The sequence below is a fragment of the Parabacteroides chongii genome, assembly GCF_029581355.1.
Lineage (GTDB): Bacteria > Bacteroidota > Bacteroidia > Bacteroidales > Tannerellaceae > Parabacteroides > Parabacteroides chongii.
On sequence record NZ_CP120849.1, the window covers coordinates 2,655,733 to 2,670,095 of the forward strand.

Annotated in this window: 9 protein-coding genes and 1 pseudogene; 6 read left to right on the forward strand and 4 right to left on the reverse strand. The window is 43.0% G+C overall.

Translation table 11 applies throughout. The features are described 5' to 3' along the window. The first annotated feature begins 412 nt into the window (after positions 1–412). On the forward strand, positions 413–3,667 hold the full coding sequence (locus P3L47_RS09910) for a DUF6383 domain-containing protein (RefSeq protein WP_277783497.1): 3,255 nt from the start codon (positions 413–415) through the stop codon (positions 3,665–3,667). Positions 3,668–3,910: 243 nt separating this feature from the next. Here the strand turns inward: P3L47_RS09910 and P3L47_RS09915 are convergent. Continuing rightward, positions 3,911–4,006 (reverse strand): annotated as a pseudogene (locus P3L47_RS09915) (transcriptional regulator); the annotation flags it as partial. A 538-nt stretch (positions 4,007–4,544) separates the two neighbouring features. Here P3L47_RS09915 and P3L47_RS09920 point away from each other — a divergent pair. Continuing rightward, positions 4,545–7,979 (forward strand): DUF6383 domain-containing protein, encoded by a 3,435-nt coding sequence (locus tag P3L47_RS09920; protein WP_277783498.1) that lies wholly within the window; start codon positions 4,545–4,547, stop codon positions 7,977–7,979. A gap of 205 nt (positions 7,980–8,184) precedes the next feature. Here P3L47_RS09920 and P3L47_RS09925 read toward each other — a convergent pair whose 3' ends face one another. Genes P3L47_RS09925 through prmC form a run of 3 tightly spaced genes read right to left on the reverse strand, consistent with a single transcriptional unit; the run spans position 8,185 to position 10,188 of the window. Beyond that, positions 8,185–8,871 (reverse strand): ComF family protein, encoded by a 687-nt coding sequence (locus tag P3L47_RS09925; RefSeq protein WP_277783499.1) that lies wholly within the window; start codon positions 8,869–8,871, stop codon positions 8,185–8,187. Next, positions 8,852–9,343 (reverse strand): regulatory protein RecX, encoded by a 492-nt coding sequence (locus tag P3L47_RS09930; protein WP_277783500.1) that lies wholly within the window; start codon positions 9,341–9,343, stop codon positions 8,852–8,854. Before P3L47_RS09930 ends, P3L47_RS09925 begins: the two co-directional genes overlap by 20 nt. Further along, positions 9,331–10,188, reverse strand: a complete 858-nt coding sequence (prmC, locus tag P3L47_RS09935) for a peptide chain release factor N(5)-glutamine methyltransferase (RefSeq protein ID WP_122362848.1) — start codon at positions 10,186–10,188, stop codon at positions 9,331–9,333. The genes P3L47_RS09930 and prmC overlap by 13 nt, the downstream gene beginning before the upstream one ends. A gap of 54 nt (positions 10,189–10,242) precedes the next feature. Between prmC and ribD the strand changes: the two genes are divergently transcribed. The 4 genes from ribD (at position 10,243) to uppS (ending at position 14,351) form a co-directional block, all read left to right on the forward strand. Next, the gene (ribD, locus tag P3L47_RS09940; RefSeq protein ID WP_277783501.1) at positions 10,243–11,304 is read left to right on the forward strand and encodes a bifunctional diaminohydroxyphosphoribosylaminopyrimidine deaminase/5-amino-6-(5-phosphoribosylamino)uracil reductase RibD; all 1,062 of its coding nucleotides are present in this window, start codon (positions 10,243–10,245) and stop codon (positions 11,302–11,304) included. Positions 11,305–11,368: 64 nt separating this feature from the next. Continuing rightward, complete coding sequence (gene bamI / locus P3L47_RS09945) at positions 11,369–12,799, forward strand: BamI family beta-barrel-assembly machinery protein (RefSeq protein WP_277783502.1); 1,431 nt, start codon at positions 11,369–11,371, stop codon at positions 12,797–12,799. 80 nt (positions 12,800–12,879) lie between these two features. After that, positions 12,880–13,599: a type IX secretion system protein PorG gene (porG, locus tag P3L47_RS09950; RefSeq protein ID WP_122362851.1), complete on the forward strand. Its 720-nt coding sequence runs from the start codon at positions 12,880–12,882 to the stop codon at positions 13,597–13,599. An 8-nt stretch (positions 13,600–13,607) separates the two neighbouring features. Further along, entirely contained in the window at positions 13,608–14,351 is a 744-nt protein-coding gene (gene uppS / locus P3L47_RS09955) for an undecaprenyl pyrophosphate synthase (RefSeq protein WP_277783503.1), read from the forward strand. Positions 14,352–14,363: the final 12 nt, after the last annotated feature.

A 14,363-nucleotide genomic window follows, 5' to 3' on the forward strand; every position in this document is an offset into this window, starting at 1 on the left:
TCTTTTTCTGTTGAGTAGTTATCGACTCTTAAATGCCTAAGCATCCGCGACTTAACGGGTAGGCATCCGTTCGGAGGGTTTTGCCTGAAAAGGGATAAACTCACTGAATACTAAAATGGCTTGTAGAGTATGATTCTTATTATCTAGAAACGCGAAAATCTGTGACGAGAAAAAACGTACCTTTTTTCTCGTCAGCAAAGGTACTATACTTTTTTAAATCGCCAATTATTTTGCTAAATATTTTTCCTGATCTATATCCTTTCTTATCAGATAGATATAAAACTCTGTACGAAAATCCCCCTTTTCTGAATGTAAGCTAAAGGAGCGCAAAAACGTGACGAGAAAAAAGGTACGTTTTCGCTAGTCATTTAGACATTAATTAACACTATTATTAATATTAAATTTATTGATTATGAACAAAAAGTTTTCTACGCTTGTGGCCAGTTTGTTGCTGGCTGGTGCTTGGATGACAATGGATGCAGCCGTTGTGAGGGTGAAACCTGCGATCGGTGGCAAGTATGTTGTTGGTATAGCTGGTGAGGCAGAAGGAGAGGTGAGTGCTTGGACTGGTACTGACATGACTTTGGGTAATGCTGCTACAGTGGATAGTGAAGATGATATGGCTTTCGAGTTGAAGGCTGTTGAAGGTAAAGAAGGGGTTTTTTATCTGAAAAATGCTGATAACTTTCTTTGTTTTGACTCAGACGGAGAAGGGTACTTGGCATGGAACGAAACTTCTAAATCTAAAATAGAATTCAAGGTTAACGGTGGCGGACTGGAGTACGTTGGTCTTGAAGAAGGTACTGCAACTTTTTCAGGTAAACTATTGATTGAAGTAGGAGAAACAGGTAGCACCGTACGGTTGCCGTACGATGGATATGTAAAGCCTGCAAATACAAAAGCCCTTGAATTCTTTGTTTACAACGATGACGTAACGTTTGCTGAAGAAACTCTTGAGTTGCAGGATGAAGCCAAAACAGGTGAATACTACGTTATCGCTGCTACAGACGAACAGATTTTGACAGACGACGGTGAAGGTAATGTTACTGCCGTTGAAATGACAGAAGATGAAGCTGAGCTGGACAACGTACTGTGGACAATCACAACAGGTAAGGCTGCTGACGGTACTACAATTACTTACAAATTAACTAACAAGAAAAGTGGTAAGTCTTTGGTAATTGAAAACCGTGATAACTTCATTGTTGCAGGTTCTGCTGCACGCTTCACTTTAGGTGTGGGTAACGATCAGTTGCTGGGTGTTAATGGCGATGCTTTGGAAGTTAATGTAACAGCAGCCAACTTCGGTGTCTACAAATCACCGGTTGTTAAATTGAACTCTACTAAGCTGAACGATATGTTGAGCGAAGGTTTCAACATGACCATCAAGAAAACTGCAGCAGGAAAAGAAACTATCGAAGGCCTTGAAGCATTCGCTGGTGACTTGGTAGCTACTCAGAATGACAAAACTCGTTTCCAAATCAAAAATGGCGAGAAATACATTGCTTTGAACAAAACAGGATGGGATGCAGACAATACTGGTGTTGCACAGAGAAAGACTAAGTTTGTCTTGACTGATAAAGTGGCTGATGCTTGTTGGTTTGAATTCACCCAGTATGCAGGGACAGCTAGTGAATTGGTGAAAGAAGTAACTGTTTATGAAAAAGAAGATGCGACTGAAATGTATGGGAAGCTGTTTATCTCTTCATTGGAAGGTAAACATGTTTTGACTGTTACTCCTGAATTGTATGAATATGAGACCCAGAAGGAAACATTGCCGTACATCACTTTGGGCGCTGACAATATCGTTAAACCGGAAGAATTCTTGAAGAACGGTTTCGCTGTTATCAAACAGTTGAACGAAGATGTAGACATGTTCGTTGTTGCAACAACTTGTGACAATTCAATAGCATTGGCTGAATCAGTAGTCAACGACGTAGAAAAACAATGGGCTGTTTCTTACGATGTAGAGAAGAAAGTTTATAAGATGGTGAACCGTGAAAATACAGCTGTTGAAAAAGAAGTTTCTTACACTCTGTTGCGTGAAAACGGTGACAAGAAAGACAACATCTATGTATATAATGGTACCGAATACGAAATCACATTCGTACCGGTAGACGCAAGCAGTAAATACTACATGTACTTGAGCGAAGGTACAGATAAGAACGATCCTGACTTGGCTGAAAAGTCATTCGTAATGTCTTACTGGTCTACAGTATTCAACGGTTATGCTAACGTAGCTATCAACGACAAAGATTGGGCATTCATCGATACGAAAGCTGTACAGGCTGAATTTACTGCTACAGCAGTTGATACAGTGGCAGCTAAAACGTTGATCAACTACTACGATGCAACTAAGAAAGAATGGCAGAAGAACGAACCTGTTCTGAAAGCTCCGGTTTACGAGTTTACTGTAGGTGACTTGGATTTCGGTTTGAATAAAGATGGCAAGTTCGCTTTATTGGATGATGAAGCTACAGCAATGGCTGTCCGTGTTGCCGGCGAACACTTCAACTTGGCTAAAGCTAAAGATATTGAAGGAAAGAACACTGCTAAATGGGATGGTAAAGTATATGTAGGTAACAACGACTCTTACATGTATTCTGTAAACTGCTTGTATGACGACAACAAGAACACATTGTTCATGGTAGCTGACAACAACCGTCCGGAATACCGTCGTCTGGGTAAGACAGTGAAAGATGGTTATAACGACATGGAAGGTGACTTGAACATCTTGAAGTTCTTCCGTACAAATGATGAAAACCAGTTCTTGTATGAAAATACAATGAACCGCAACGCTAACAACGGTGCTGCTAGCCTGAACTTCTTAGGTGAAACTAACTTGGCTGACAAGCCTGCTAACGCCCAGCTGCCGTTCCTGGTGGATACTGCTTACATCCGCAACGAAACACGTAAACCGTTGTATCTGCTGTCTGTACGTAATGAATTTGTAAAAGGAAAAGAAGCTGTTGCATGTCCGGATCACGGATTCGATCCGAACTGTCCGCACTGGACTGCAGGAACTCCTGACCATCGCACTGGTGCTTACCTGGTAGCTTTGGACGATTCTATCGCTACTTATGCACAGGCTAAATATCAGGGTAACATTCGTTTGGCATTCGTTGATGCTACACACGTAGGCGACTCTCTGATCATCGCAAGCTCTAAGTATACTGGTACAAAGACTGCTAAGAACGATACATTGAGCTTCGTTAAGAAAGACGGCAAACAGAGAATGAACGCTGCTACATTCGCATTCAAGTTGGTTGACCGTGCTGTTGATCCTGAAGGCGACAAGGCTACATTCATTATCGAAGCTGTTCCGGCTAGTGAAAATGGTCCTGCACGTTATGTACGTGTTCACAACACAGTACCTGTATTGGTAGACAATATTGCTGAAGCTGCAACATTCGAAGTAATGGCTGCTGCTGAAGGCGAAACAGCAACTTCTAACGAAGGTATCGAAGCAACAGGTGTATCAGTTGTTGCAACTAACGGTGCCGTAATCGTTAAGGGTGCTGAAGGCAAGAACGTTGTAATCACTAACGTACTTGGCCAGCAGGTTGCTAACACAGTCGTTTCTTCTTCTGAAGCATCAATCGCAGCTCCTGCCGGTATGGTTGTAGTAGCTGTTGAAGGCGAAGCCGCTGTAAAAGCAATCGTAAAATAAGAAGTAATTTATAATCAAAATATTCTAAATCAATTACCGCGCATCGTAGGGGCGGTTCGCGAACCGCCCCATGATAATTACCCTGCGACAGGCGAACAAGCGGTGAGATATTAATATTAAAGTAATGAAATAAAAGTTCTTTCTGTCCGACCTCTGTGAAGAGTGAAGACAGGTAAAAAGTAAGCCCCGACAGGTACTCCTGCCGGGGCTTTTGGGTTGTAGTGCTCTATTTCTACAATGTTTTTACAGCTGCACTTCGATTTTCAGTTTGCCACCGAGCCCACGTTCTACGATATCAAATAAAGTTTTGAGCGTGATGTTTTCACCATCATTTCGTATGAGGTATTATTGACTTAATTTAAGTAAAGAAATTTTGGGGTATAAGGTTTATAGATCGTGTAATTGAGTTTATTCATTAGTGAAGAAAAAGTGGTAGAATCCGGCTTTTTTTAGTTTTTGTGCCTTATTTCATGAAAAAAACTCTTTTGAGGGTATTTGTGCTCGAACACACAATGTTTAAAACACTAAAATTTACGTGATGAAAAACATGGTTTTATATTTTGAAAAACAGTAAGTTATGTAGTGAATTGTAGTGACTAAAGAAAACGTCCCTTTTTTCTCGTCACAAAAATACGACAATATTTTTAACCGACAATCATTTAACCAATCTTTTTTATTGTTTATATGTCCTTTCTTATCAGGATGATAGAAAAACGAGGACGAAGTTATCTCTTTTTTACATGAAATCAAAACCGAACCCAGAAAATGACGAGAAAAAAGGGACGTTTAAATTCGTCATTTGACGATTATCAATGTCTGAGAGGAATTTATAATTCGAATTTTAGTATAGTTTTATTATTAATTAAATTTATTGATTATGAACAAAAAGTTTTCTACGTTGATGGCTGTCCTATTGACAGCTGGCGCATGGACGACACTGGATGCTGAAGTTGTAGTGGTTGATGCCCCTGCGATTGGTAAATCTTATGTGTTGGGTTCGGCAGCACCCGGTGGCAATGATGTAACAAATCTAGTAGTTACAGCTGGTACAGTTACTGCCAACGGAACTGTTGCTGCTTTTGGTCAGGAATGGACTTTAGAAGCTGTTACTGGTTCTACTACTAATTTTTATTTGAAGAATAGTGCAGGAAGCTATTTGCATGAAGGTACTGGTGCCGATGAGACACAAGTAATAGCAAATAAAACTGATGCTACTATTGTACAGTTCAAGTTGAGCGATAACAAAATTGAAGTAGCAGTGGCTGGTACTAGTGGCCTTAATACGGTAGGTCATTTCTTAGTTGCAAATTCTACAGATTTAAAGACGGCGGCTAGTACGAATGAAATTATCACGTTAGTAAACAAGGCTGAATCTTCATTGGTCTTATCAGAGGGTAGTATAGATCAAACTGTAGACTTAGTTGCAAGTCCGGAATTTGGTAAAGATGTGTATTATTTCATCGGGTCTAGCATCACTGCAGCTAATGTGCTGTTCTACGACAAAGCTGATAAAACAACAAAACCGAAGCTTGCTTCTGCTCTGACTAGTGCTGAAGTTGATGCTGCTTTATGGAAAATAATAAAAACAACAAAAACTGTAGGCAGTGAGAAAGTAGACTATTATCAGTTTGTCAATAAAGCAGATCCTAGCATAACTGCAGCTATTAGTAATACTTCTGAGTTCTATGCTAATACAGCTTATGCGAATGGTTTTACATTGTTTATCTCTAAAGATGCAGCTGTAACTGACGCTTTTGCTCCTGGCATTGCTACTGCAGCTGCTACTTTCGGTATCTACAATGCTACATTAGAAGCATTTAAAGGTGAAACATTGAATGATTTGCTGAGAAATGGTTTCAACCTGACAGTTAAAGTGACTGAAAAGGGTAACGAAACTCTTAATGATGTAGCTGCTTTTTCTGGTAAACTGACTGCTGTTAAAGATCTAACTGGTGCGGCTGTGACTACTGAACCTGCTTATTGTCTGAAATCAGGTAACAAATTCCTAGTATTGAATACAAAGAAATCTAACAGTAATGGTGATGGTGTATTTGAACTGGTAGAAACTGTGACTGCTGATCATTTGGCATATTTCAGTGTTATGCGGAGCAATGCTTATACAGCTACAAATGTTGTTGCTGAATTGCATGTAGCAGCTGCAGCAGATATGCTTAATGCAAAGAAAGCGGTTGTACATAAAATCAATAATGCTTATTTCCTGACAGCTAAGGCTACTTTGGGAACAGATGATACACTTCCGTATCTGAGCCTGACATCTTCTAATATCGCTGATTACAAGCAGTTCCTGGGTAAATTCATGAACATTACTTTTGTAAGTGATGAAACTGAAACTGCTTCGGATATTGCATACAAGAAGAATGGTGTTTTAGCAACTGCTGATTATACAGGTAAGGAAGCTGACTATGTAAACAAGAGCACTGTATTATTGACTTCTCCGGAAGCTCAGTGGGCTGTGACTGCTGTTGATGTAAATAAAGCGAATAATCCGATGACTTTGACAAACCGCGAAAGTGGTGAAACTGTTACAAATGTTATCTTACGCGAAACTACAGTAAGTAATGAATACCTTGTTGAGTCTGCTTCTGTAACAAATATGAAAGACGATATTATCAAAATTGCATTTGTAACGAACCGTACTAAGTACGATGGTTTCAGAACTGCAACTGTAAACGAACTGAGAAATCAGGTATTCAATATCGGTCAGTATCATAACGAAACTGGTAATACAGCTGGTTACTGGGCAGAAAATCATCAGAGCAATGGTACTCACCAGTTAGGTGTTACTAATAATATTGCAAATGCTGCTGAATGGACTTTGCGCTTGGATAAGAAGTTGAAGAGCGGTAGTGAAATCTCTGAAGTAGATACAGTATTCATCCTGACTCCGATGGCTACTATACAGAACGGTAAGTTGGTACAAGGTAATGTAGGTGATAAAGATGTAGTTGTCGATACATTGGCAGTTCTTCCGTATCAGATTCAGAACAAAGCGAACTTGGAATATGTAAGACTGGAAAGTGCTACTAACCTGGATTATTATGTATGTCACGAAGTGGCTGATACTAGAGTTGAAGATCGTTTCGCCTTGAAGGCAAAACCTAACGGTACATATAATATTGTTACTCTACCTAATCGTCAAAATAATGTTTCTCAAGACGCTCTCGCTGCTGATAAGATATATGTAGGTAACAGTAACCAGTGGGGTTCTTTGAAACCGACGGAAACTTATAAAGCTGACGATAACTCTTTGATGGTTCTGAACTTGATCGACAGACCTGAATACCGCAAGGTTGCAAAAGCATGGGGTGACGTAGTGAAGATTTATCGCGAAGAATATCCGACAGAAGTATTGTTTGAAAAAGCTGACGTTAAGTCTGTTGTAGACAATGATACTTTGAGCTTCCTGAATGTGAACAATAGTGTAACTGGTGCAAATCCTGCATTGTTCATCGATACAGCTTATGTAAACCGTGTGGATGCAGACGGTATCGCTAATACTTGCTACCAGTATCTGCTGGGTCTGAGTGTGAAGGAAGAAACGACAACACATTGTGACTATAATCCGGAACACAATACACCTGAATGGCTGGAAGCTAACGGTGGTCCGTGCTCTGATGCGAAATCGTTCACAGCATTGAAGGGTCGTTACCTGATCAACCTGATCGATACGGCATATGCTTATAAACAGGAACATATGCACAATAATCCGTATATCAATATGATAGAAGCTGACGAAAACCTGGCTAAATTGTCATTCGTAGAAGGTTATCATAAAGATGATACGCTGTATATTACTCGTAAGGGTGGTGAAGTCGTTAAATTGGGTATGGATTCTCCTGACTTCAATGTGGCTAAGTTTGCTTTCCGTTATGTAGATAACGATGCAAATTCATTCAAGATCCAGACACAGTACAAAGATTATAGTGCACCTACTAAGGATCTGTTTGAAAAATCTGCAACTAACGAAGGTTACTTACGTTGGGTGAATGGTACTGTTGTTGTAACTAATAAGTTTACACACGGTGAAACATTCAACATGGAAGAAGCTTACAACGGCAATCCGGTTGCTAACGAACAGGAACCTTCTGTAACTACATTCACTGTTATCTCAGGTAACGGTTCAGTAACAATCAAGGGTGCTGCCGGTAAGACTGCTGTGATCAGCAATGTACTGGGTCAGACTGTTGCTAGCACGGTTCTGTCTTCTGACGAAGCTCAGATCAACGTTCCTGCTGGTGTAGTAGTTGTAGCTGTTGAAGGCGAAGCTGCTGTTAAAGCAATTGTAAAATAAGAATTAAAAATCAAATAATTTAGATACCACGCAGCTATGTATACCCGCTAAGTACCCTGCGACAGGAGAACAAGTGGTATCAGTAATACTAAAGTAATGAAAATAAAGTAACTCTGTTTTACCTCTGTGAAGAGAGAGTACAGAAAGAAAGCCCGTTTAGAAGTTCTGCCGGGCTTTCTGTATTTTATGAATATGAGTTGTTTTCTCAAGCGATTGCGATCGCCAACACGCTGACCCGTACTCCGGGAATCGCCAGCAGTGCTTCGGCGCAGGCTCCGATGGTGGAGCCGGTAGTAATGACGTCATCTATCAGGAGAATATGTTTCCCCTCCAGTTCTTTATGGTCTGCGACCGAGAATATATCCTGTACGTTCTGCCAGCGTTCGTATGTCTGCCGGCTGGTCTGCGTGTCTGTCTCTTTGATACGGCGGAGGCTGGTGGTATCTATCGGAAGTTTTAAAACACTGTTCAGTCCCCGGGCTATCCATTCGGACTGGTTGTAGCCGCGCTGCTTCCTCTTCTTGGGATGGAGCGGGACAGGCAAGAGCAGATCCGGGCAATCTGTCAGGAAAGCCTGCCGATAGTTCAAACCCGCCATGCGTCCCAGGCGGAAACCGATCTCGCGGTTGTCGTGGTATTTCAGGGAATGAATGAGCTGTTGCACATGGCCGCCTTTTTCGTAATGCAGAAAAGCGGCTGCCCGGTAAACGGGTACTTTCCCGGCAAACAGATACGTCGCCGGGTTCTCCTTCAAGAAATCATATCCCGTGCGGGGTAGGTCACACAAGCATGTTAAGCAGATATGTTCCTCTCCTCCGGTGAGGGGTGTCTGGCATATCATGCAGAGCTTGGGGAAGAAGAGATTCAGCAGGTCATTCAAAATCTTCCTCATAGTCGTTACCGTTGAATAGTTGTTTCAGGCAACGGGAAGCTTCACGGCTCTCAAAACCACGGCCGGCAGCAAAACGCAGAAGTTTGATATAAATATCCCGGTCGTCTTTCCCTTTGGTCGATTTCTTTTTCGCTTTAAGAGACGATTGGAGGATATGAGTATATTCTGTTTCGTCTATCCCCTCCAGGGCTTCCGCACGTATGGGAGCGGGGATGTTTCTTTTTTGAAGTTCATAAGCGATTTTGATGCGTCCCCATTTGTTGAAGCGCAGCTTGTCGTTTACAAAGTAACGGGCAAACCGGTGTTCGTCGATGAACTTTTCCTGAAGCAGACGGGCGATGATACGTTCGCCTTCCTCCTGGGTGAGACCGGCTGCTTTGATCTTCTTTTGCACGTCCTGGATGCAACGTTCGGCTGTCGAACAATAAGCGGCAGCACGGCGCAACATTTCCGCTTCGGTTATCTGTTCCATGTCTGTGCCTTTACAAAGCGGTCTTTCCCGGACAGGTCCTGGATCAGTTCTACGTTCTTAAATTCCATCATGCGCAGCATGTTCACAACGGCTTCACCCATCTGTGAGTTGATCTCCAGATACAGGTATCCTTTTTTCTTCAGTTTCTGTTCGGCGAAACGCGCAATGCTGTTATAGTACAGCAAAGGATTGTCGTCGGGAACGAACAAGGCGAGTGGCGGTTCATAATCGAGGACGTTTTTCTCCATCTCCGCTTTTTCCTTCTCCATCACATAAGGAGGGTTGCTGACGATCACGTCGAACTCATCTTCTATGGAATCGGCTGTTTTGGATGGTTGAAGAATGTCCCTTTCGTAAAAAAAGAGTTGTACGCGATTATGTATAGCGTTTCTTTGGGCTACCTTCAGGGCTTCCGGCGAAATATCGAGTGCCGAAACCTGTGATTTGCTCAGTAATTTCCGCAGAGTGATAGCAATACAACCGCTGCCGGTACCAACATCCAGTATGTCGATACTTTTCTTGGGATAATCGTGTACGATCAACTCGACCAGTTCTTCCGTTTCCGGACGCGGGATCAGGACTGACGGGTTTACCAGGAACTCGAATCCGTAAAAGTCGGTTTTGCCGAAAATATATTGGATCGGTTCGTATTTTGTCAATCGTTCTACGATATTGTGAATCTCGGTCTTTTCCTTATCGGATAATTCTTTATCTTTGCAGAGTAAGAATTGATGCGGCTGGATATCGCACACGCGCTCCATTATCAGGCGAATGAATGCTTTGATTTCACTTAGCGGATAATAATCTTTGAGCGTATTTTGTATATAAGCGACAGTCTCAGTCATAACAATGTAATTTTAATGCAAAAGTAATGCAAAAACCATTTATACGCAAAGAAAATGGTCGAGGTTGAAAATAAATATATGGCGCGCTGTATTTCTCTGGCCCGTAACGGGATCGGGAATGTGGCGCCAAATCCGATGGTTGGGGCTGTGATTGTACATCAGGGGAAAATTATCGGAGAGGGCTATCACCGGAAATATGGCGAGGCACATGCCGAGGTGAATGCGATCGCTTCGGTCCGTGATGAATCTTTGTTGAAAGAGGCGACGATATATGTGAGCCTGGAACCCTGTTCTCATTATGGGAAAACACCTCCCTGTGCTGAACTCATCATCAAAAAGCAGATTCCCCGTGTTGTGATCGGATGTCTGGATCCCTTTCCTGAAGTTTCGGGGAGAGGAGTGAGGATGCTTCGTGAGGCAGGTGTGGAGGTGGTGACCGGCGTGATGGAGGAGGAAGCCCGGGAGTTGAACCGGGTGTTTATGACTTTCCAGGAAAAGCGACGGCCTTATATCTATCTGAAATGGGCGCAGAGTGCGGATGGTTTTATGGATCGGCTGCGGACGGATAATTCGTTGCCGGCTGTCGTGTTGTCTTCTTCGGAGACTTTGCGCAGGGTACATCATTTGCGGGCGAATGTGGCGGCTATCATGGTCGGCACACAAACGGCTTTGCTGGATAACCCCTCGTTGACGGTACGCCATTGGGCGGGGAAATCGCCTGTAAGGGTGGCTCTCGACCGGACTTTACGTATCCCGCCTCATTATCATCTGTTGGACGGGGCGGTGAAAACGCTGGTTTTTACAGCGGTGGAGGCTGTCAGCCGGGAGAATGTGGAATATGTCACGATTGATTTCGGGCAGCCGGTTTTGCCGCAGGTAATGCGTGAGTTGTATGTCCGTAAACTGGATTCGTTGATGGTGGAAGGGGGAGCTACGCTTCTCGGTCATTTTTTGGAGGACGGTTTATGGGATCAGATGTTGGTTGAAACAGCCCCGGTCAATCTGGAATCGGGCGTGAAAGCGCCGGATCTTAGCTGGGTGGCATCTCTGTCGCTGACAGACGTGAAAAAAGTGCAGGATCATGTAATCTCTGTTTTTTTACGGAAAAATCAGTGAGCGAAGTAGTTTAACGGAACTAAAATATTATAAATATTAGCCGATATTGGGAATAAAGCAAAAAATGTTTCTACTTTTGTGGCTTTATATGCAACAAACTTATTTTTGGATGAAAAATAGAATAGTACTATTTGTAGCGGGATGTATTGCATTGTTTCTGTCTTCTTGTCTGAATTCGGACGATCAGGAGTATGAAATACCTAAGGATTGTCAGATAACGTCTTTTTCTTTAAAAAGTGATTCTGTCAAAGGGTTGGAAGCAGTGAAGTTTGTGATCGATCAGGTAAACGGACGTATTTTTAATCCGGACTCTATGCCTTTCGGCACTGAGATCGAGAAAGTTGTCTGTACGATATCGCGTGCGTCCGGGTTGGCTTCTATCGAAGTGACACAGGAGGCGTTGCCGGATTCTACCTTTTTCTGGAATACGGAAGATTCTTTGGATTTTTCCAAGCCGGTTAAATTTGTGACGGCTGCGTATGATGGCATCACCAAGAAAACTTATATCGCACAGGTCAATATCCATCAGGTAGTACCTGACTCCATGAGCTGGGAGCTGTATGCTAGCAACGTGTTGGGATTTCCGGTGAAGGAACAGAAAGTGGTTACCTGGGGAGATCAGGAGAACGAGTACTATTATATGTACGCACAAGCTGCTGATGCAAGCAAAGGATATTCATTGCACACCTCTTCTGTGTCGAATGCTATCTCCTGGACGGAAATGACGTTGAGCGGGCTGCCTGCTGGCGAAGTCCGTCTTTCACAGATGACAGAATATGAGGATGCTTTGTTTGTGCCTACCACAAAAGGGGCACTGTACCGCTCTGTAAACGGACAGGACTGGACTCTGGTCGATCAGTCTAATAATGTAAAAGCATTGCTGGGAGCAATCGCAGCAGTCGATAATAATGTATTACAGCAACCTTCGTTCCTGTCTGCCATCGTAGATAATAACGGAACGCTGGATTTTGCTTATCTGAACGAAGAGATGAAATGGACAATCGGTGATGCCGTTCCTGACGGATTCCCGGTTAGTGGTTTCGGCTCTTTAGCTTCCTATTCTACCGGCAGCAAGCAGAACAGTCTGACGGTTGTTGCTGGAAAAGACAAAAACGGTAAATTGCTCAACTCTGCCTGGGCGACTATGAATGGCGGACAGTGGATATTGCTGACAGACGAGGAATCTGACTATTTCGATAAGCGGGAAGGTGTAATACTTTCTGCTTATGATAATAAGTTCTGTCTGATAGGCGGTATCGACGAAGCAAATAAAGCACGGAAAGATTTATATTTCTCTATAGATGGTGGTGTGACATGGACGTTGTCCGACACATTAACCGTGATGCCGGATAATTATAAAGCACGAGGTTTTGCATCGGTATCGGTGGATAAAGATAATTTCATGTTGATTTTCGGAGGAAAAGAGACGAATAATGCAAATGATTTGGATCAGATCTGGAGAGGTCGCATAAACCGCTTAGGTTTTAAGGATTGAGAAAGTTCGTGAAGTGTAGTATAATTTTAAGAAGATTTTAGCGTTAGAAAAGAGGTGTAGTAACATAACAGCATTGCCATATGACTTCAACTTTTTTTCAACGGGTTCTTATACTGATACTGCTGGCCGGTTCATTTACCGGTATTCACGCGCAGGAATATAAATATGAAATAGGCGGAATGGCCGGAGGCGCTTTCTATATGGGGGATGCCAACAAAAATGCTTTCTTCAAAGGAATGAATCCGGCGGTGGGAGCAGTGTTCCGCTATAACGCCAACTTCAGATGGGCTTTTAAGGCAAATCTGATGTGGGGACAGGTTTCGGGCAGCACGGAAGGACTGGAGAATGTTTTTCCGGACAATGCGCAGGCATCGTTTAGCCGTAGCCTGGTGGAGCTGGGCGGACAGATGGAGTTTAACTTCTTTCCGTACAGTGATAAGTTTGATTACGCAGGGGCGAAGCGTTTCACTCCATACGTATTCCTGGGACTGGGAATTACATACGGCACAGGGAATGAAGCGTTTTTCGGACCGAATATTCCCTTGGGAGTAGGCGTGAAATATAAGATAAAGAACAGGATCAACCTGGGTTGCGAGTTCTCTTTCCGTAAATTGTTCGGAGACAATTTCGATGTTACGGACGGAAGCAATGCAATGCTGGATAATCCTTATCAGATAAGCGGCAGTTTTTTGAAGAACAAGGATTGGTATTCATTTTTACTGCTATCTGTTACCTGGGACTTCGGTCCGCGTAACAGGCCATGTAATAGTATAAACAGTAACAGTACGTTTAGATACTGAGAAACACTATGTCATTGATAGAGGAAATAGACAAAAATCGCTTGCCGCAACATGTGGCGATTATTATGGATGGAAACGGACGTTGGGCCAAAGCACAGGGGAAAGACCGGAGCTATGGGCACCAGGAAGGCGTTGTCTCTGTTCGTAAAGTGGTAGAGGCGGCAACGGCTATTGGGCTGAAATACCTGACAGTGTATACGTTTTCTACAGAGAATTGGAACCGGCCGGAAGAGGAGGTGAGGGCGCTGATGAGCTTGCTTGTCTCTGCCATTCATCGGGAAACACCGGATCTGATGAAAAATAATGTACGTCTGATGGCGATCGGTAATCTGAACCGTCTGCCGGAAGATGCGCATGTAACGTTGCTGAAATGTATCGAACAAACTTCTGCCAATACGGGGACGACTCTGGTATTGGCTCTTAGTTATTCATCCCGATGGGAAATAACGGAAGCTGTCAGACAGCTCGCCGTCCTGGTAGAGGAAAAGAAAATAACCCCCAACGATATAACCGAGGCAGTTGTCTCGGACCACCTGACGACTAAAGGCATTCCTGATCCGGATCTTCTGATCCGAACCGGAGGAGAAAAACGCATCAGTAACTTTTTGCTGTGGCAATGTTCGTATGCGGAGTTCTACTTTACCGATGTTTTTTGGCCGGCATTCAGAGAAGAAGAGTTGTATGAAGCTATATTGTATTACCAGCAACGTGAACGCCGTTTCGGTAAGACAAGTGAGCAATTAATCTTATAAACAATAGCTGTT